This is a genomic window from Salmonella sp. 3C (assembly GCF_025426275.1).
GTDB lineage: Bacteria > Pseudomonadota > Gammaproteobacteria > Enterobacterales > Enterobacteriaceae > Salmonella > Salmonella enterica.
The window spans coordinates 689,944-709,904 of the sequence record NZ_CP104858.1; the positions used below are offsets into that span (position 1 = coordinate 689,944).

The window sequence follows — 19,961 nt, forward strand, 5'->3', positions numbered from 1 at the left end:
AACATGAATCAAGTTGCCGTTGTCATTGGCGGAGGCCAGACCCTGGGGGCATTCCTTTGCCGTGGGCTTGCAGAAGAAGGATACCGCGTGGCGGTCGTTGATATTCAAAGCGATAAAGCCGCGAATGTCGCCCAGGAAATTAACGCCGATTTTGGCGAAGGTATGGCGTACGGTTTTGGCGCCGACGCCACCAGCGAGCAGAGCGTGCTGGCGCTTTCCCGCGGCGTAGACGAGATTTTCGGGCGCGTCGATCTGCTGGTTTACAGCGCGGGTATCGCCAAAGCGGCGTTTATCAGCGATTTCCAGTTGGGCGATTTTGACCGCTCGCTACAGGTGAATCTGGTGGGCTATTTCCTCTGCGCCCGTGAGTTTTCCCGCCTGATGATCCGCGACGGCATTCATGGGCGCATTATTCAGATTAACTCTAAATCCGGCAAAGTGGGCAGTAAACACAACTCCGGCTACAGCGCGGCGAAATTCGGCGGCGTGGGGTTAACCCAGTCTCTGGCGCTGGATCTGGCGGAATACGGCATTACCGTACACTCGTTGATGCTCGGCAACCTGTTGAAATCGCCGATGTTCCAGTCACTGCTGCCGCAATACGCCACTAAACTGGGCATTAAGCCCGACGAGGTGGAACAGTATTACATTGATAAAGTACCGCTCAAACGCGGGTGTGATTATCAGGATGTGCTGAACATGCTGCTATTTTATGCCAGCCCGAAAGCGTCTTATTGCACCGGGCAGTCGATCAACGTAACCGGCGGTCAAGTGATGTTCTGACCGTGAATTGCCGGATGGCGCCGTAAGCCGGATAAGACGGTTACGCCGCCATCCGGCAAAACAACAGGAGCACATTATGGTTTCCACTCTGATTACCGTCGCCGTTATCGCCTGGTGTGCGCAACTGGCGCTGGGCGGCTGGCAGATTTCCCGCTTTAATCGGGCCTTCGATAAACTTAGCCAACAGGGGCGGGTCGGCGTCGGGCGCTCCGGCGGGCGTTTTAAGCCCCGGGTGGTGGTTGCCGTGGCGCTGGACGAACAGCAGCGGGTGACGGACACTTTATTGATGAAAGGCCTTACGGTATTCGCCAGACCGGTTAAAATTGCCGCAATGCAAGGAAAACATTTGCATGAATTACAGCCTGATGTGATCTTTCCCCATGATTCGCTCGCGCAGAATGCACTATCATTGGCGCTTAAACTGAAACATGGGTAATTTCGTTGTGAATGCGTATAGCTTGCGAAATTATCATTTTGCAACCAATACCCTAAATAATTCGAGTTGCAGGAAGGCGGCAACGCAGTGAATCCCAGGAGCGTACATCAGTACGTGACCGGGGTGAGCGAGGAAAGCCAACGCACATGCAGCGTGAAGTATGACGGGTAAATACATAAGTCAGGGTAATCACGCCTATGAAACCTCGTCAGCGTCAGGCCGCGATTCTGGAGCACCTGCAAAAACAGGGAAAATGCTCGGTTGAAGAACTGGCCCAGTACTTTGACACGACAGGCACCACTATCCGTAAGGATCTGGTCATTCTGGAAAATGCCGGAACCGTCATCCGCACCTATGGCGGCGTGGTGTTGAATAAAGAAGAGTCCGATCCGCCTATTGATCACAAAACGCTTATCAACACCCACAAAAAAGCGCTGATAGCCGCAGCCGCTGTGAAATATATCCATGATGGCGATTCCATTATTCTGGACGCCGGAAGTACCGTGTTACAGATGGTGCCGTTGCTTTCGCGTTTTAGCAACATCACGGTGATGACCAACAGCCTCCATATTGTCAACGCGCTATCGGAACTGGACAACGAACAAACTATCCTGATGCCCGGCGGCACCTTCCGTAAAAAATCGGCGTCGTTTCACGGTCAACTGGCGGAAAACGCCTTTGAGCAATTCAGCTTTGATAAACTTTTCATGGGAACTGACGGTATTGACCTGAACGTCGGTGTGACCACGTTCAATGAGGTTTACACCGTCAGTAACGCAATGTGCAATGCAGCACGCGAGGTGATTCTGATGGCGGACTCCTCAAAATTTGGTCGTAAAAGCCCCAATGTGGTGTGCAGTCTGGAAACCGTCGACAAACTGATCACGGACGCGGGTATCGATCCGGCATTTCGTCAGGCGCTGGAAGCAAAAGGGATTGAAGTAATCATAACCGGAGAAAGCAATGAGTGATGCACTACTAAACGCGGGCCGTCAGACCTTAATGCTGGAGCTACAAGAAGCCAGCCGTCTGCCGGAGCGTCTGGGCGATGATTTTGTCCGCGCCGCCAATATCATTATTCACTGTGAAGGCAAAGTGATCGTTTCCGGTATTGGTAAATCAGGTCATATTGGTAAAAAAATCGCCGCGACGCTTGCCAGTACCGGTACTCCCGCTTTTTTTGTTCATCCGGCGGAAGCACTGCATGGCGATCTGGGGATGATTGAAAGCCGCGATGTGATGTTATTTATCTCCTATTCCGGCGGCGCAAAAGAACTCGACCTCATCATCCCGCGTCTGGAAGATAAATCCGTCGCGCTGCTGGCGATGACCGGTAAACCTCTCTCTCCGCTGGGGCGAGCGGCAAAAGCCGTTCTGGATATTTCCGTCGAGCGTGAAGCCTGTCCGATGCATCTGGCGCCGACATCCAGTACCGTCAATACGCTGATGATGGGCGATGCGCTGGCGATGGCGGTCATGCAGGCGCGCGGTTTTAACGAAGAAGATTTCGCCCGTTCGCATCCGGCTGGCGCACTGGGCGCGCGTTTGCTCAATAATGTGCATCACCTGATGCGCCAGGGCGATGCAATACCGCAGGTGATGCTCGCCACCAGCGTGATGGATGCCATGCTGGAACTTAGCCGTACCGGGCTGGGGCTGGTGGCGGTTTGCGATGAGCAACATGTTGTGAAAGGCGTCTTTACCGACGGCGACCTGCGCCGCTGGCTGGTGGGCGGCGGCGCGCTCACCACGCCGGTAAGCGAAGCCATGACGCCCAACGGTATTACGCTCCAGGCGCAAAGCCGCGCCATTGACGCCAAAGAGCTCCTGATGAAGCGCAAAATTACCGCCGCGCCAGTGGTCGATGAAAACGGCAAACTCACCGGCGCCATTAACCTACAGGATTTCTACCAGGCGGGGATTATCTAATCCTTCAGTCCCAGACGCTTCGCCAGCCGATGCAGGTTGGCGACGTCGGTTTCCAGCGCCCGCGCGCTGGCCGCCCAGTTATGATTATTTTGCGCCAGCGCCTGGCGAATCATCTCTCGCTGGAAGTTCTCCGTCGATTCGCGCAAATTGCGGCAAGTCGGCAGCGCCAGAAAGCTTTCCGCAGGCGGCGCGGGTAAAACGTCCTCTGGCAAAGCAAAATGCTGCGCCTCCAGTATCACCTCATCCCCTGCCCGGGTCGCTCTCGCCAGTACAACCGCACGGTGAATGGCATGTTCCAGCTCCCGGACGTTGCCCGGCCAGCCATAGTTGAGCAAATGGCGGCGCGCGTCGGGACTCAGCACCACGCGGGACAGCCCCAGCCGCAGTCGGCACTGCTCGCAAAAATAGCCCGCCAGCAGCACCACATCATCGCCGCGCTCGCGCAGCGGCGGCACAAAGAGCGGGAAAACGCTCAGGCGATGGAACAGATCGGCGCGAAAACGCCCCGTCAGCACCTCTTCACGCAGGTCACGGTTGGTCGCCGCCAACACCCGCACATCCACGCGCAGGCTACGATCGTCGCCGACGCGCTGAATATCGCCATACTGCAACACGCGAAGTAGCTTGGCCTGTAGCGCCAGCGACAGTTCGCCAATCTCATCCAGAAACAGCGTACCGTTGTCGGCCATTTCAAACTTACCGCTACGATTACTGATAGCCCCGGTAAAAGCCCCTTTTACATGACCAAACAACTCGCTCTCCGCCACGCTTTCCGGCAGCGCGGCGCAGTTGAGATAGACCAGCGGATTAACCGCTCTGGGGGAGCCCTGGTGAATAGCTTTCGCCACCAGCTCTTTACCGGTCCCCGTTTCACCGCCGATCAGCACGTTAAGATCGGAGCCCGCCACAATCTCGATCTCTTTTTTCAACTGCGTCATCGCCGGCGACAGGCCGATCATGTGCGTCTCTTTTATCGGTTCAAACACGCCTGACGACCCCGGCAGCATGTTCTGGCTTTCCAGTTGTTCAATTAACAGCGCATTACTCAATGCCCCGGCGGCCAGCGCGGCGACAAGCCGTAGCTCTTCATCGCTAAATACCTCGAACTGCTCCGGCGTCATAGCATCAAGGGTCAGCGCACCGATGAGGTTCTGCCCGGCAAACAGCGGCAGACCAACACAAGCGTGGACTTTCAGGCTTTCCTGTCCGGGAATTAATCCGTCATACGGATCGGGTAAATCGCTATCAGCCGGAAAACGCACCACGTCCCCCGCGCGGGCGATGGCTTCCAGGCGCGGATGCCCTTCCAGGGTAAAACGTCTGCCGAGAACGTCCTGCGCCAGGCCATCAATCGCCAGTGGAATAAATTGTCGTGATTCATAGCGCAGCAGCGCCGAGGCGTCGCACGCCAGCACCTGACGCAGCGTAGTAATCAGCCGCTGAAAACGATCCTGATGCCCAATGCCGCGTTGTAACTCAATGGCGATGCCCGCCAATACCTCCACGGAAAAACTCATGGTTACCTCATTGTCATTTTGACAACCTATAGTGTCATATTGACAGCATCACTTATAGTCTTTTTGACTACATCAAAAATACAAAACAAATATAACTCAATACAAATCAATAAGATGAAAAGTTGGCACACTAGCTGCAATAAGCAAAACAACTTTTTGTAAACGTTGAATGAATTGAGGTGGTTATGTCTATTCTGGTTAAAAATAATATTCATTGGGTTGGCCAACGCGACTGGGAAGTACGTGATTTTCACGGCACTGAATACAAAACGCTGCGCGGCAGCAGCTATAACAGCTATCTCATTCGTGAAGAAAAGAATGTGCTGATCGATACCGTCGATCATAAGTTTAGCCGTGAGTTTGTGCAAAATCTGCGCAGTGAAATCGACCTCGCGGATATCGACTACATCATCATTAACCATGCCGAAGAAGACCATGCAGGCGCGCTGACCGAACTGATGGCGCAGATCCCGGACACGCCTATCTACTGTACCGCCAACGCCATTGACTCTATCAACGGCCATCACCATCACCCGGAATGGAATTTTAAGGTGGTGAAAACCGGCGATACGCTGGATATCGGCAACGGCAAGCAGTTGATCTTCGTGGAAACGCCGATGCTGCACTGGCTGGACAGCATGATGACCTATATGACCGGCGACGCGGTGTTATTCAGCAACGACGCCTTTGGTCAGCACTACTGCGACGAGCGCCTGTTCAATGATGAAGTGGACCAAACCGAACTGTTTGAACAATGCCAGCGCTACTACGCCAATATCCTGACGCCGTTCAGCCGTCTGGTAACGCCAAAAATTACCGAAATCCTCGGCTTCAACCTGCCGGTGGATATGATTGCCACCTCACACGGCGTGGTATGGCGCGACAACCCAACGCAAATCGTGGAACTGTATCTGAAATGGGCGGCAGATTATCAGGAAGATCGTATCACTATTTTCTACGATACCATGTCGAACAATACTCGCATGATGGCGGATGCCATCGCGCAGGGTATCAATGAAGTGGACCCGAACGTGGCGGTCAAAATCTTTAACGTCGCCCGCAGCGATAAAAATGAAATACTGACCAATGTCTTCCGTTCGAAAGGCGTGCTGGTCGGCACTTCTACCATGAACAACGTGATGATGCCGAAAATCGCTGGTCTGGTGGAAGAGATGACCGGCCTGCGCTTTCGCAACAAACGCGCCAGCGCCTTCGGTTCTCATGGCTGGAGCGGCGGCGCGGTGGATCGACTGTCCACGCGCTTACAGGATGCCGGTTTTGAAATGTCCCTGAGTCTGAAAGCGAAATGGCGTCCGGATCTGGATGCGCTGGAGTTGTGCCGTCAGCATGGTCGCGACATCGCGCGTCAGTGGGCGCTTGCTCCGCTGCCGGAAACCACACAGAAAACCGCGCCAGTCGAAGAAACCACAACCTGCGCCGCCGCAGACCTCGGCCCCAAAATGCAATGCAGCGTATGCCAGTGGATTTACGACCCTGCGCTGGGCGAGCCGTTGCAGGATGTCGCGCCGGGTACGCCGTGGAGCGACGTGCCGGATAACTTCCTGTGCCCGGAATGTTCATTAGGTAAAGACGTGTTCGACGTACTGGCGACGGAGGCAAAATGAGTCGGGGGATCATCATTATTGGGTCGGGCTTCGCCGCCCGCCAGCTCGTCAAAAATATTCGTAAACAAGATGCGCATGTGCCGTTAACCCTGATTGCGGCGGACAGCATGGATGAGTACAACAAGCCCGATCTCAGCCACGTTATCAGCCAGTCGCAGCGCGCCGATGATCTCACCCGCCAGTTAGCGGGGGAATTTGCTGAACAGTTTAATCTGCGACTGTTCCCGCATACCTGGGTTGCTGACATTGATGCCGATGCCCATGTGGTGAAAAGTCAGGATAAGCAGTGGCAGTACGACAAGCTGGTACTGGCGACCGGAGCGACAGCCTTTGTGCCGCCGATTGCAGGACGTGAGTTAATGCTTACTTTGAATAGCCAGCAGGAGTACCGCGCCTGTGAGACACAACTGCGCGACGCGCAGCGAGTGCTGATTGTCGGCGGCGGTCTCATTGGCAGTGAATTAGCGATGGATTTCTGCCGCGCCGGGAAAACGGTAACGCTGATGGATAACGCCGCCAGCCTTCTCGCCTCACTGATGCCACCGGAAGTGAGCAGTCGCTTACAGCATCACCTGACCGATATGGGGGTGCATCTGCTGCTGAAATCGCAGTTGCAAAAACTGGAGAAAACCGAAGCCGGTATCCGCGCTACGCTGGTAAGCCAGCATAGTATTGAGGTCGATGCGGTGATTGCCGCCACCGGCTTACGCCCGGAAACCGCTCTGGCGCGCCGCGCCGGGGTAGTCGTCAACCGCGGCGTCTGCGTGGATAGCTATCTACAGACCAGTCACCCGGATATTTATGCGATCGGCGACTGCGCGGAGATCAACGGTCAGGTGCTGCCCTTCCTGCAACCAATCCAGTTAAGCGCGATGTACCTGGCGAAAAATCTGCTTGGCGGCAACGCGCCGCTGAAGCTACCGGCGATGCTGGTCAAAGTCAAAACGCCGGAACTGCCGCTGCATCTGGCGGGAGAAACTCAGCGCCGCGATTTGAGCTGGCATATTACCGCAGAATCTGACGGTATGATTGCCAAAGGCATGAGCGGAGAAGGCCAACTACGCGCCTTTGTGGTGAGTGAAGACCGCATGAAAGAGGCCTTTGCACTGCTAAAAACGTTGTCGGTATAAGCCTGTGATGCCGGATGGCGCCGCTTCGCGTCTTATCCGGCCTACGAGTGAGCATCTGTTTACAGACCGGATAAGGCGCAGTCGCCATCCGGCGCCCTACACTTCACTTAACGCTCGCGCTGCGGCAATCACGCCCTGTCCAAACGACAGCCCGCCGTCGCCCGCTGGTAACCGCTGCGGAAATAACAATTTAAAATCATAAAGATAAAAGGCAAGACGCGCGCGAAGTAAGCGGTTGTGTATCACCCCGCCGCTGAAGACCAGAGTGGTTATCCCCCGCGCCGTAGCCTGCTGGCGCATTAGCGTGGCAAACCCGCACGCCAGCGCATCATGAAAAGCCCAGGCGCGTTGCGCGGGCGTGGCCTGCCAGTTCAACCATTGCCGCCAGAAAACAGCGACGTCCAGTTGAGCGCCGTTAAGCGGCATCGTTACCGGATGCTCAACGTTAGCGCATTGAGAGGCCAGCGCCTCCAGCGCGCAGGCGGCCTCGCCCTCATAGCTAAGCGATGCTGGCGCGCAGCGAAGCGCGGCAGCCACCGCGTCAAACAACCGCCCGCAGGAAGACGCCAATGGGGCATTGACGCCGCGCTCAATGGCGCGCGCCAGGACATTCCAGTTTTGCTGTTGCAGCCCCGCTGTCTCCGGATAATCCTGCCAGTCCGGCACAAAGCGCAGGCACTGCGCCAACAGATTACGCCACGGATGTTTGGCAGCCAGATCGCCTCCCGGCAGCGCCACGGCGGGTAAACCGCCTAAATGTTCGCATTCGCGATAATTGACCCGCAAACATTCTCCGCCCCATAGCGCGCCATTCTCACCCATGCCGATACCGTCTACCGTCAGGGCAATCACCTCTCCGCCGTCCAGCGGCCAACCATGCTCGGCCAGGCAAGCCGCCGCATGGGCATGATGGTGTAACACCGTCTCTGTCGGCAGACGCATCTCACTGGCCCACTGACTGGAAACATAGCCCGGATGCGCATCACAGACGATACGCTCTGGGGTAAAATCGTAGATTGACTGGATCAGACGCAATGCCTCGCGCCACTGCGCCTGGATACCGTCATCGCTGAGATCGCCTAAATGCTGGCTGACAACCGCCTGTTCGCCGCGTACCAGACAGAACGTGTTTTTCAGATCCGCGCCCAGACAAAGTATCGGCGGCACATCGCGAAATCCGGGCGGCAACGCAATCGCGTCCGGCACGTATCCCCGCGAACGACGCAGCATTTCGCCGCTGTCGCGCACGACAGAGTCGTCCATGCGCTGTACAATGTCGCGATTGTGCAACAGAAAACCATCGGCAATATCGTGTAAATCGTCCAGCGCCTGTTCGTTGGTGATGGCGGGCGGTCTGCCGCTCAGGTTGCCGGATGTCATCACCAGCGGGTAATTGAGCTCCTGCAACAAGAGGTGTTGCAATGGGTTGGCTGGCAGCATCACACCCACCTCCGTAAGTCCTGGCGCGATGCCCTCACTCAGCGAAGGTATATACTGCTTATCCACCAGCACAATCGGGGCCGCTGGCGTGGTCAGCAGCGAACGCGCCGCGGTCGGCAGCGTTTGCGCCGTGGGCAACATCACCGCCAATGGTTTCGCCGGACGATGTTTACGCGCCCGCAGCATCGCCACTGCGTTATCGTTGCGCGCGTCGCAGGCCAGATGAAAACCACCCAGCCCTTTAACGGCAATAATGCCTCCGGCGTTCAGTTGGGCGACCGCCGCCTGCAAAGCCGCCTCTTTTTCCGCTCGTTCATGTTGGCTCCGCCACTCAAGATGCGGCCCGCATGACGGACAGGCAACGGGCTGGGCATGAAAACGGCGATCGTACGGATCCCGGTATTCGCTGTCGCATTCCGGACACAAGGGAAACGCCGCCATCACCGTAAATGGCCGGTCATAGGGCATAGCGCGAATAATGGTGAAGCGTGGTCCGCAGTGGGTGCAATTGATGAAAGGATAACGGTAGCGCCGCTCGCCTGGGGTATTCATCTCGGCAAGACATGCCGGGCAGGTCGCCGCATCCGGCACGATTTGCGTGTTCATCGAACCGCCTGCGCTCTGACGAATGGTGAAATCCCTCGGTGCGCGCTCCCATACCAACGACGCGTGTTCAACGCTGTCAATGCGCGCCAGCGGCGGGCAATCCTGATAGAGCGCGGCAATAAATTGCGACGGATCTTCCAGCAGCCGAACGACGACGCCGTCGCCGTCATTACACACGTCGCCGTGTAATTGCAACTGCTGCGCCAGCTGCCAGACAAAAGGACGAAAACCGACGCCCTGTACTTTGCCCCGAATGCGTAGCTGTACGCCGGAAGGTGTGTCTATCGCCATCTTATTTTCCCGCCATCATCGAACCCGGATGCCTGATGGTGCGACGCTTATCAGGCCTACAACCGCACGGACCGTAGACCGGATAAGGCATTGATGCCGCCATCCGGCAATGCTTTGTGGCGTATTCTACGCGCAATCGCAGAAATCAGAAAAGCAGCGATGCCGTTGAATCCAGCGCCGCACGACGGCGTTTTTCCGCGCTCAGCTGTTCGAGCTTATTGCGGTCAACGCAGATGAGGGCGTGCGTTGGGCAAGCGGCCATACAGGCCGGACCGGATTCACGGTGGTGACACAGATCGCACTTGTTGGCTTCGGCTTTTTCGGCACGCACGTTCAGCCCCGCGCCGCTATTGCGAACCACCGGACGTACCACCACTTCCATGGCGCCGTAAGGACATGCCACTACGCAAGTTTTACAGCCAATGCAACGTTCCTGCATCACATGAACAAAACCTTTGTCACGGCTGATGGCGCCATTCGGGCAAACGTTGGCGCACGGCGCGTCTTCACACTGGCGACACAGCGTTGCCGTGGAAACATTCACGCCTTTGATGACATGGATACGAGGTAAAAAGGTTTCAGGGGTCAGCGATGCGCAATCCTGATTTTCCTGATGGGATACGACGCAAGCCACTTCACAGGTACGGCAACCAATGCACTTACTCGCGTCTGCAATGATGAAACGGTTCATCAAATTCTCCAGCAATAACAGATGATGTGCCGATATACACACGAATCGTGCCAATTTTTATTTCATTGTTATTTAAGAATATTATTTCTATTTTCGTGAGCATTTACGTGTCATCGTCACAAGTGTCGATGACACGTAATGTCGCCAGTGGTGGTCAAGATTTACAGTGATAGCCATCCGATTCTGCACCGAAACTGGCATCAATCCTGATTAACGCCTGGCAATACGTTACCGCGTATTAAACAGCGCTGCGTAAGGGAAAGATCGTCCGTTTGCGGATTCCTTCCGGCAATAGGTTTGATAATTAATTTACGGCCAGGATAGTGATTAAAACGGGTCAGCGCCGGATAACTCAACCGGCCAAACCAGCCGTGTACGCGCTGCCAGCGGGCGTCCTTCACCTGATATAAATTGGTTATCCAGTAGCCTGAGTCAAACTGCATATCCAACAGTTGCGTGCGCCCATTGCCCTGTAAATCAAGCAAATCATCGACGCCAGTATCGGTGGCGGTATAAAACCCCCACGGTTCAAAGACGCAGGGGCGGCCATTATTGAGAAAGGTGAAAATGATGTATTGCGCGCTCGGCGCCAGGCCCAACCCAGGATTGCCCAACCAGATAACCAGATCCTGAATGCCGTTACGATCGAGGTCAGCGCGATAAAATTGCGCATTACCCGCCAAATTAATCAGCCTTCCCACCGGGACAACCCACGAATTACCGGCTCTGTCTTTTCCGCTAATCCGCCATTCGTTATCTTTTTTCGGCTCCGGCAGTAGCGTCACGCCACTGACTCCGACCTGGCGAAAATGCCATGTCTGGTCGGGCGATACAGAATAAGGCAGGGTCAACAGAGGCTTTAGCGCACGCTTTTGCACATATTCACCGTCGCTCATCGGCAGGTAACCGACAACACCGGTGGCCAGTGCGCGTGCGGCGAGGCAGAGAAATAGCAGTCCGCTCCATACGATAATCTTCACGTCCTTCTTACAACCTTTGCCGTGTAACACAAATTCTCCCTAAATATGTGCGCATTTTACGCCTCCGGCGCTTCCAGCGCGGCAAATCCGCCGTTTCCCTGCCAGCCTTCCAGGCGCTGATAGACGATGTTTACCGCGTCCTTAATCGGTTGAGTCATCGGATAATAAAACCCGACGATATCCGGCTGGATACCAACAAAAATCACCTCGCCGACATCCTCTTTCAGCTGATCGATAAGGTAGTTGAGCGGCATATTGTGGGTGGTCATCATAAACATTTCGGCGATATCATCCGGATCGATAATGCGGATCTCGCCCGGATTAAGTCCCATGTCGGTGGCGTCGACAATCAACAGACGCTGCGGGCGCAGTTCGCGAATCGCCACAATGTCGTTTTCCGGCGCGCTGCCGCCATCAATCACCACCCAATTCCCCTTCGGCTGCGCCGCGCACATTTCCGCCAGTAATGGGCCTGCGCCGTCGTCGCCCATCATGCTGTTGCCGACACAAAGTAAAACGTCAGTCACGAAGCCTCCTCACCATCAGGTAGATGGCGCTTTCCTGATGAATGTCATGCAGCATACTGAGCATCAGTTTGCTCCATTCTTGCTGCTGCGGGGTCTGCGCGGCGCGCGCCTCATCAAACGCGCGCGCCAGCATTTGCACATGGTTGAAATCGATGACGATCTCGCCATACTTCGGCACGCCTTCCATTTTACGCCGGGCATCGCTACCGGCTTCCAGGGTGGCGATCCACGCCAGATACTCATCCCATGGGCAGGTGAGCGCGGCCTCCAGGCAATCGATAACCCCCAGGTGGTGACCAATCGCCAGGCTGTAATAGACAACCTGCTGCGCCTCGGCGGGCGTCGCATCGTTCTCATCAATAAACTTACGGCTCAGTTGACTGAACACCACCTGTTCGCTCATCGGATACGCGCCTCTTCAACAACATGATTGAGATGGGTGACAATTTCGGTTAAACGCGGATCGTTTTCCGCTTCCAGCCAACGCGCCACTTGCTGCTCGCCCTGCCCCAACTGTGTCAGGTAATCATCGGCGATCTGACGACCATAGCGATAACCCGCCAGCCGGCGCGCCGCGCGATCCACCTTCACGCGCAGCGACTGCACCATATCCGGATGCAGGATCTCTGCGGGCTGATCGTCCAGCTCACCCGGCGCGCGGGCGTGGATTTTCTGCTCCAGCAGGCCAAGCGCCATCGCAAAGCCATACAGCGTCGCCGCAGGCGTTGGCGGGCAGCCTGGAATATACACATCCACCGGGACGATTTTGTCGGTACCGCCCCAGACGCAGTACAGATCATGGAAGATGCCGCCGCTGTTGCCGCAGGCCCCATAAGAGATACAGATTTTCGGGTCCGGTGCCGACTGCCAGGCGCGCAGCGCCGGAGAGCGCATGGCGCGGGTCACCGCGCCGGTAAACAGCAGAATATCGGCATGACGCGGCGACGGTACTACTTTGATGCCGAAACGCTCGGCATCAAACAACGGCGAAAGCGTCGCAAAGATTTCGATTTCACAGCCGTTACAGCCGCCGCAGTCCACGCGGTAAACGTATGCCGAACGCTTAATATTTTTCAGTAAAGACGCCTTCATGCTGGCGATGGATTCATCCACCGTCATCGGTACCGGAATGCCGTTGGCGTCACGCGGGCCTAATAAATTGCTCATTAGCTGACCTCTTTCATATGGCGAGTCAGTTCAATACGGTCGGACGGCACCAGGCATTTCTGACGCTTACAGTCCGGGCAGGTCTCAAAGCTTTCGCGGTGGTTTTCCGCGCGGCTGTCGCCGTTGTGCGCAAGCAGCGCAATGGCGTAGTCGATCTCTTTCTGTACCGCGAAAGGACGATTACACACGCGACAGTTGCACAGCGCGAAGCGGGACTGTTGCAGGAAATCTTCTTTCTTCCACACTGCCAGTTCGTACTCTTGCGACAGTTTGATCGCCGCCGTCGGGCACACCTCTTCGCAGCGACCGCAGAAAATGCAGCGGCCAAGATTGAACTGCCACGCCAGCTCATTGGTCGCAAGATCGGTTTCCACCGTCAGCGCGTTCGACGGGCAGGCATTAACGCAGGCGGCGCAGCCGATGCACTGCTGCGGATTATGTTCCGGCTTGCCGCGGAAGTTTTTATCAACCGCAATCGGCTCCAGCGGATAAGACGAGGTCGCCGTGCCGGTTTTGATAACTTTTTTGATAAAGGTAAACATGGCGATTCCTTATTTCAGCGGCGAGTTTTTACGCTCAATGCTGTAGCGCTCAAGTTCTTTGTACGGCACGACTTTGCTCTTCTTCTTACGCACATCGACCACGGTCATCCGGTCGGTACAGGAGTAGCACGGGTCGAGGCTGCCGATAATCAGCGGCGCATCGGAGACGGTGTTGCCGCGCAGCATATAGCGCAGCGTCGGCCAGTTGGCGTAGGTCGCCGCACGGCAGCGCCAGCGGTACAGCTTCTGGTTGTCGCCGGTCATGCTCCAGTGGATATCGTCACCACGCGGCGCTTCAGCGAAGCCGAGCGCAAAACGGTGCGGAATATAGGTAAAGCCTTCCACCATCAGCGGGCCGCCCGGTAGATTATCCAGACCGAAATCGATCATATTCAGCGAGGTGTAAACTTCGTTGATACGGACTTTCAGACGAGAAATCACGTCGCACCCCTGCTCGCTATGTACTTCCATCGGCAGCAGACCGTAGCCGACAAACGGGTGGTCGGCGCGGGTGTCGCGGGCGTGACCGCTGGCGCGCACCATCGGGCCGACATTACTGAAGTCACGGGCAATTTCCGGGTCCAGACGGCCGATACCCACGGTACGCTGTTCCATATTCGGCGTGCTCAGCAGCATGTCCACCAGCTCCTGCACGTCACGACGCATCTGCTGCGCCAGTTGACGGGTCTGGATCATGTCCTCTTTGAGCAGATCGCGGCGAATCCCGCCGATCAGGTTCAGTCCGTAAGTTTTGCGCGCGCCGGTAAGGATCTCTGCCATTTTCATGGAGGTTTCACGCACGCGGAAGAACTGCATAAAGCCGGAGTCAAAACCGGTAAAGTGGCAGGCGAGGCCTAGGTTCAGCAGGTGCGAGTGCAGACGCTCCACTTCCAGCAGAATGGCGCGGATCATCTGCGCACGCTCCGGCACCTGAATGCCCATCGCGTTTTCCACGGAAGTGGTGTAGGCAGTGCTGTGCGCGAAGCCGCAGATACCACACACGCGATCCGACAGGAAGGTGACTTCGTTATAACCCATGCGGGTTTCCGCCAGTTTTTCCATACCACGGTGGACGTAGAACAGGCGGTAGTCGGCGTCGATAATGTTTTCGCCATCGACGAACAGACGGAAGTGGCCCGGTTCATCGGAGGTGACATGCAGCGGGCCAATCGGCACCACGTTATTTTTCTTGTCACCCAGCTCGTTAATGAACTCGTAGGTTTCCGCATCGGTGGTCGGCGCCGGGCGCTGACGATAATCCATGCTGTCTTTACGCAGCGGATAGAGTTCATCCGGCCAGTCGTCCGGCAGCACCAGACGGCGCTCGTCCGGCAGACCGACCGGGATTAAACCGTACATGTCGCGTACTTCGCGCTCACCCCACACGGCAGCCGGCACGCGCGGCGTAACGGATGGGAATTCCAGCTTATTGGCATCTACTTCAACGCGAACGGTAATCCAGCACTTCGTGCCCTGCTCCATCGACAGCACGTAATAAACGGCATAGTGGCCGCACAACTGGCGTTCGTCATTACCGAACAGCACCGACAACCACCCACCCTGCTGGTAGTAAAGAAACTCCACCACTTCCGGCAGATAGTTTACTTTCACCGTAATAGTCAGCTGATCTTTGGTCTGCCAGGCCTCGTCCAGCACGACGCCCGGAAACGCCTGGTGCAGCGCCGCAAGGTATTGTTGACCTAATTTTTCTTCAGACATGCTCAAACTCTCTTAAATCACGCCGCCAGCAAGGAGACGAAGGCTAAAAACGCAAACCCAAAACCGGCCCAGGTCACGCGTGAAGTGGCGCAAAAACGCAGTCGCGCCATGCTGTTTTCAAACAGGGCGATCACCAGTACGCCGACAATCAGCTTGACGACGGCAATCACCAGCGCCAGCAACAGTCCGCCTGCGCTGAAGGTTTCCATCTGTCCCCACGGCAGAAACACGCCGACGAACATTTGCAGCACCACCAGTTGCTTAAGGCTGATGCCCCATTTCAGCACCGCAAAGCCGCTACCGCTGTATTCGGTCAACGGCCCTTCCTGCAACTCCTGCTCCGCTTCCGCCAGGTCGAACGGCAGCTTGCCCATTTCGATAAAGGTGGCGAAGGCGCAGGCGCACAGCGCCAGAATCAGCGGAATACTGCGCGCGACAGGCCAGTGATAAATGGTATCGGCGATATTGCTGATATGAGTTGAACCCGCCACCTGCGCGGCGACCCACAGACCCAGCAGCAGAATCGGCTCCACCAGCACGCCGAGCATCGCTTCACGGCTGGCGCCGATCGCGGTGAACGGACTGCCGGTATCCAGGCCTGCAATAGAGAAGAAGAAGCGCGCAATCGCGAACAGGTAAATCAGGGTGATTAAATCACCCAGTTGCGGCAACGGAGATCCAACGGTGACAACCGGCAGCGCGGTGGCGATAGTCAGCATCACGCCGACCATCACAAACGGCGTCAGGCGGAAAACCCAGCCGGAATCCGCGGGCGCAATACTCTGACGACCGAGCAGTTTGATAATGTCGCGGTACTCCTGCAACACGCCCGGCCCACGGCGATTGTGTAGACGGGCGCGCGCCACGCGAGTAATACCGGACAGCAATGGCGCAACGGCAAATAGCACCAGCGCCTGAATTAACGGATAAAATACACTCATTTTCAGGCTCCTCGTGAAACCACAATCACCACCAGCACCGCCAGCTCAATCAGCGCCAGACGACGGAACAGCACCGCGGCCGCCGCGTTCTGCCAGCCCGGCACCAGCGATACCGGGTTCAGCCATTTACGCAGTTTGAGTACCGGGGCAAAGGCCTCTTTCACCGGCATGGCGAAACCGTGCGCGGTAATCACCATCGACTGCTCATGGTCGTAGCCGCACACCCAGGCCGCGCCGCGAGAACGCGACGGCAGACGGTTGCCTTTGAATATCGCCATAATGATGAACGGCAGTAGCGGACAGGCGACCAACAGCAGCGTGATCATCGGCTGCGATACGGTGGTGTGCGCGGTTTCCAGCGGCAACGGTACCGCAGTGGAAATCATCGGCAGCAGCCACGGCGTGGCAACCCCGCCCAGTACGCAGCAAATCGCCAATGCCACCACGCTGACGCCCATCAGGATCGGCGCGCAGCTGGCATTTTCAGCTTCCTTCGTGCGCGGCGCGCCAAGGAACGTCACGCCGTAAACTTTCGCCATACACATCACCGCCAGCGCGCCGGTAATCGCCAGGCCAACCGCCAGCAGCGGTCCTAACAGACGACCAACAAACGCGCCGCTGTTGCCCAGTTTGAAGAAGGACTGATAAATCACCCACTCGCCGGCAAATCCGTTCAGCGGCGGCAGCGCCGCCATCGCCATCAGACCGACCAGCATGGCGATAGAAATAACCGGCATCCGTTTACCAATACCGCCCAGTTTTTCGATATCGCGATGACCGGTACGGAACCAGATGCTGCCCGCGCCCAGAAACAGCACGCTTTTGAACAGGCTATGGTTCAGCAGGTGATAGAGCCCGCCGGTCAGACCCAGCGCGATCAGTACCGGCTGATTGAGAGCAATCCCGGTAACGCCTGCGCCCAGACCGAGCAAAATGATGCCGATATTTTCCAGCGTGTGATAGGCCAGCAGGCGCTGAATGTTATGCTCCATCAGCGCGTACAGACCGCCGACAAAGGCGGTGATCATCCCAAGCACCAACAGCGCCACGCCCCACCACAGCGGCGCATTGCCGCCAAGCAGAGATAGCGTGAGAATGCCCAGCAGCCCGATTTTCATCACCACGGTCGAGAACAGCGCGGCGGCGGGAGCGCTGGCGTTGGCGTGCGCCTGCGGCACCCAACCGTGTAGCGGGATAATCCCGGCCAGCAGACCAAAGCCGATAACGCCGAGCAGCCAGATATCGGAGCCCAGCGGCAGTTGCTGAGCGCGTTGATCCAGCAGCCCCAGATCCAGCGTGCCGTAGCGCTGCCACACCAACCAGCAGGCGATTGCCAGCAGCAGCGTACCGAGACGGCCCAGCGCAAACCACAGTTTGCCCTCTTTGCTACCGCCGGTGAGGAACACGGCGCAGAGCGCCATGATTTCAGCCATCACCACCATCGTCCCCAGGTTACTGGCGACCACAGCGCAGACGGCTGCCGCCATCAGCAGGTTGATCAACAGTCCGTTGGCTTTTACCTGTGGATGGCGATGCCAGTCGATATTGAACAGGCTGACGAACAGACCGCACAGCCCCAGCGTAATCAGCCAGATAGCATTCAGCGGCGTTATTTGCAGCATGTGACCGGTAAACGGCATCACGCCGCTCACCGTAACGGCGCTGGTCAGCGCGGTGAACCCCGCGCCTGCCGTACACAGGCTGCCGACCGCGCCGCCGATACCGGCAATCCAGCCGCTCAGCGCTTTATGAAACGAAAACAGAAACGCCAGAACGGCGGCGGCGGCAAACCACGCGACGCCGCTAGTAATCAGTGAAAGTGAACTCATTATGCATCCCCACTCTGAGCCTGCTGAAACAAGGTGAGATCGCCAAAATCGGTATTAAACGTCAGCTCACGTTTACGTTTGCTGGCGCGGGCGATATCCGTGTTCTCCACCAGGTGTAGCGCTTTAGTCGGGCACATCCGCACGCAGGCCGGGCCTTGCTCGTCAAAGCTGCACAGGTCGCATTTCACCGCGATAGCGCGCACGCCCGGCACCCAGTCGAGCAACGTACTGACGCGCGCAGGCGCTGGCGGCGCTTTCGGCGTATTGGCGTTCGCCGGAATATGCAGCGGACGGCTGCCGGAAAACTCAATAGCGCCAAACGGACAGGCAATACCGCACAGTTTGCAGCTCACGCACAGGCTTTCATTAAGCTGGACAGCGCCGTCAACGCGATTAATCGCGTTAACCGGGCATACCGTGGCGCATGGCGCATCTTCACAGTGGTGACAAAGCTGCGGCGCAGATTCTTTTTCATTCAGCATCACTTTCAGGCGCGGCATTGACTGCAGGCCATGCTGGCGATGCGTCTCTGAACAGGCGGCCTCACAGGTGTGGCAGCCGATACAGAGAGTGGAGTCAGCAATTACAAAACGATTCACCAGGCATTCCTCAGGTGATTGTCATTTTTGACGAAAACATGCCGTTGAAATGTCATTTTCGACACTTATCGACACGCCCATCCCCAAAACATTCATGACATGGCGCAACGCCATATCGAGAATCAAAGCGGGCAACGCCTCAGGCTTATACCGCCGGGCTGTGTCCCTTTACCAATTGACGCAAATTTACCGGCGAGTTGGTTTCTACAGCGGTATAGAGGCTGTCGTAAACGCTGGCGATTTTTTCCAGATAGTGCTCCAACACCTGCTCGCGATCGCGGTTGTTAACCCGTTCATCAACCTTGCCGTCGATATCGAGCTGCGCCTGTGCAATCAATTGCTTATCTTCGCCATCTTTGGTTTCAACGTAGTACTCAATGGTGTGGCTGTTAAAACCATCCGCCAACGCGACGTAAATACGAAAGTGCTCAAACAGGACAAAGCAAAGATCCCTTTCCGGCGCGCAGCTCATTGCGTGATGCAGGCGCGCTTTCGAGAGGGTGATCCCCTGAACCAGCGAGTTGCAGTAAATATGCCACTGGTCCTGTAGGCGACGATGCCGTTGCGCGATGTAATCGGCCTTTTCGCTTATTTCCCAAATAGTCATGTCAGGTTACCCGTTTAACAGAGATGCCTGCGTTAAGCATTTTCCATGCCAACTTTTAACTTATTGTTTTTAATGGCAGACGAGCGCAGTTACTGCCGTTTCGACGCGGTGACGACATGTCATTTCGTCATCGTCGACATTAACCTGCCAGGGGATAAAAATATTGGCACAAATATTGCTTTACAGGGGCAACCACTACGGGAGGCGATATGCACGAAATCACCCTCTGCCAACGGGCACTGGAATTGATTGAACAACAGGCTTCAGCATACGGTGCAAAACGTGTGACAGCCGTCTGGATCAAAATTGGCGCATTTTCTTGCGTGGAAACCAGCGCTCTTTCCTTTTGTTTTGATCTGGTATGCCGCGGCACGATAGCAGAAGGTTGTAAACTGCACCTCGAAGAACAGGAAGCCGAATGCTGGTGTGAGCATTGTCAACAATATGTCACGTTGTTAACCCACCGTGTACGTCGTTGTCCGCAATGTCATAGCGATACGCTGCGAATTGTGGCCGATGACGGCTTACAAATTCGGCGCATAGAGATTGATGAAACTGAAGATTAATGCCGGATAGACGCTCGCGTCGCCATCCGGCAGAAA

At 56.3% G+C, this 19,961-nt stretch carries 20 protein-coding genes; 7 read left to right on the forward strand and 13 right to left on the reverse strand.

Annotated features, from left to right (window positions below; translation table 11 throughout):
* The first annotated feature begins 3 nt into the window (after positions 1 to 3).
* From srlD to gutQ, 4 genes are all read left to right on the forward strand, one after another.
* Positions 4 to 783, forward strand: coding sequence for a sorbitol-6-phosphate dehydrogenase (srlD, locus tag N7E69_RS03220; protein ID WP_001077370.1), 780 nt, complete (start codon positions 4 to 6; stop codon positions 781 to 783).
* Between the two features lie 76 nt (positions 784 to 859).
* On the forward strand, positions 860 to 1,219 hold the full coding sequence (gutM, locus tag N7E69_RS03225; protein ID WP_000255198.1) for a transcriptional regulator GutM: 360 nt from the start codon (positions 860 to 862) through the stop codon (positions 1,217 to 1,219).
* A gap of 197 nt (positions 1,220 to 1,416) precedes the next feature.
* A complete protein-coding gene (srlR, locus tag N7E69_RS03230) occupies positions 1,417 to 2,190 on the forward strand; it encodes a glucitol operon DNA-binding transcriptional repressor SrlR (RefSeq protein WP_000804536.1) in 774 nt (257 codons plus the stop codon).
* Positions 2,183 to 3,148: an arabinose-5-phosphate isomerase GutQ gene (gutQ, locus tag N7E69_RS03235; RefSeq protein WP_001278208.1), complete on the forward strand. Its 966-nt coding sequence runs from the start codon at positions 2,183 to 2,185 to the stop codon at positions 3,146 to 3,148. The genes srlR and gutQ overlap by 8 nt, the downstream gene beginning before the upstream one ends.
* Here the strand turns inward: gutQ and norR are convergent.
* The gene (gene norR / locus N7E69_RS03240) at positions 3,145 to 4,665 is read right to left on the reverse strand and encodes a nitric oxide reductase transcriptional regulator NorR (RefSeq protein ID WP_000010818.1); all 1,521 of its coding nucleotides are present in this window, start codon (positions 4,663 to 4,665) and stop codon (positions 3,145 to 3,147) included. The two genes, gutQ and norR, sit on opposite strands and share 4 nt — an antisense overlap.
* A 185-nt stretch (positions 4,666 to 4,850) precedes the next feature.
* Between norR and norV the strand changes: the two genes are divergently transcribed.
* Both norV and norW read left to right on the forward strand, forming a co-directional pair.
* Entirely contained in the window at positions 4,851 to 6,290 is a 1,440-nt protein-coding gene (gene norV, locus N7E69_RS03245; protein ID WP_000026002.1) for an anaerobic nitric oxide reductase flavorubredoxin, read from the forward strand.
* Positions 6,287 to 7,420: an NADH:flavorubredoxin reductase NorW gene (gene norW, locus N7E69_RS03250; protein ID WP_000086336.1), complete on the forward strand. Its 1,134-nt coding sequence runs from the start codon at positions 6,287 to 6,289 to the stop codon at positions 7,418 to 7,420. Before norV ends, norW begins: the two co-directional genes overlap by 4 nt.
* Positions 7,421 to 7,516: 96 nt before the next feature.
* On the opposite strand, the gene hypF is transcribed toward norW, so the two are convergent.
* The 12 genes from hypF to hycA form a co-directional block, all read right to left on the reverse strand.
* Positions 7,517 to 9,757, reverse strand: a complete 2,241-nt coding sequence (gene hypF / locus N7E69_RS03255) for a carbamoyltransferase HypF (RefSeq protein ID WP_001752013.1) — start codon at positions 9,755 to 9,757, stop codon at positions 7,517 to 7,519.
* 145 nt (positions 9,758 to 9,902) lie between these two features.
* Positions 9,903 to 10,448: an electron transport protein HydN gene (hydN, locus tag N7E69_RS03260; RefSeq protein ID WP_001078792.1), complete on the reverse strand. Its 546-nt coding sequence runs from the start codon at positions 10,446 to 10,448 to the stop codon at positions 9,903 to 9,905.
* A gap of 200 nt (positions 10,449 to 10,648) precedes the next feature.
* Positions 10,649 to 11,458 carry a hypothetical protein gene (locus tag N7E69_RS03265; protein WP_000902283.1) on the reverse strand — a complete coding sequence of 270 codons (810 nt, stop codon included), beginning with the start codon at positions 11,456 to 11,458 and terminating at the stop codon, positions 10,649 to 10,651.
* A gap of 26 nt (positions 11,459 to 11,484) precedes the next feature.
* Positions 11,485 to 11,955, reverse strand: coding sequence for a hydrogenase maturation peptidase HycI (gene hycI / locus N7E69_RS03270; protein WP_000132984.1), 471 nt, complete (start codon positions 11,953 to 11,955; stop codon positions 11,485 to 11,487).
* Positions 11,948 to 12,358, reverse strand: a complete 411-nt coding sequence (locus N7E69_RS03275; RefSeq protein WP_000003725.1) for a formate hydrogenlyase maturation HycH family protein — start codon at positions 12,356 to 12,358, stop codon at positions 11,948 to 11,950. The genes hycI and N7E69_RS03275 overlap by 8 nt, the downstream gene beginning before the upstream one ends.
* Positions 12,355 to 13,122, reverse strand: a complete 768-nt coding sequence (hycG, locus tag N7E69_RS03280) for a formate hydrogenlyase subunit HycG (RefSeq protein ID WP_000067421.1) — start codon at positions 13,120 to 13,122, stop codon at positions 12,355 to 12,357. Before hycG ends, N7E69_RS03275 begins: the two co-directional genes overlap by 4 nt.
* Positions 13,122 to 13,664, reverse strand: a complete 543-nt coding sequence (gene hycF, locus N7E69_RS03285) for a formate hydrogenlyase subunit HycF (protein WP_000493767.1) — start codon at positions 13,662 to 13,664, stop codon at positions 13,122 to 13,124. The genes hycG and hycF overlap by 1 nt, the downstream gene beginning before the upstream one ends.
* Before the next feature lie 9 nt (positions 13,665 to 13,673).
* A complete protein-coding gene (gene hycE, locus N7E69_RS03290) occupies positions 13,674 to 15,383 on the reverse strand; it encodes a formate hydrogenlyase subunit HycE (protein WP_001288155.1) in 1,710 nt (569 codons plus the stop codon).
* 17 nt (positions 15,384 to 15,400) lie between these two features.
* On the reverse strand, positions 15,401 to 16,324 hold the full coding sequence (locus tag N7E69_RS03295; protein WP_000110563.1) for a respiratory chain complex I subunit 1 family protein: 924 nt from the start codon (positions 16,322 to 16,324) through the stop codon (positions 15,401 to 15,403).
* 2 nt (positions 16,325 to 16,326) lie between these two features.
* On the reverse strand, positions 16,327 to 18,153 hold the full coding sequence (hycC, locus tag N7E69_RS03300; protein ID WP_000097042.1) for a formate hydrogenlyase subunit 3: 1,827 nt from the start codon (positions 18,151 to 18,153) through the stop codon (positions 16,327 to 16,329).
* On the reverse strand, positions 18,153 to 18,752 hold the full coding sequence (gene hycB / locus N7E69_RS03305) for a formate hydrogenlyase subunit HycB (protein ID WP_024157956.1): 600 nt from the start codon (positions 18,750 to 18,752) through the stop codon (positions 18,153 to 18,155). Before hycB ends, hycC begins: the two co-directional genes overlap by 1 nt.
* A gap of 145 nt (positions 18,753 to 18,897) precedes the next feature.
* A complete protein-coding gene (gene hycA, locus N7E69_RS03310; RefSeq protein WP_000158074.1) occupies positions 18,898 to 19,359 on the reverse strand; it encodes a formate hydrogenlyase regulator HycA in 462 nt (153 codons plus the stop codon).
* Positions 19,360 to 19,568: 209 nt separating this feature from the next.
* Here hycA and hypA point away from each other — a divergent pair, with 209 nt between their 5' ends.
* The gene (hypA, locus tag N7E69_RS03315) at positions 19,569 to 19,925 is read left to right on the forward strand and encodes a hydrogenase maturation nickel metallochaperone HypA (RefSeq protein ID WP_000544461.1); all 357 of its coding nucleotides are present in this window, start codon (positions 19,569 to 19,571) and stop codon (positions 19,923 to 19,925) included.
* Positions 19,926 to 19,961 lie beyond the last annotated feature (36 nt).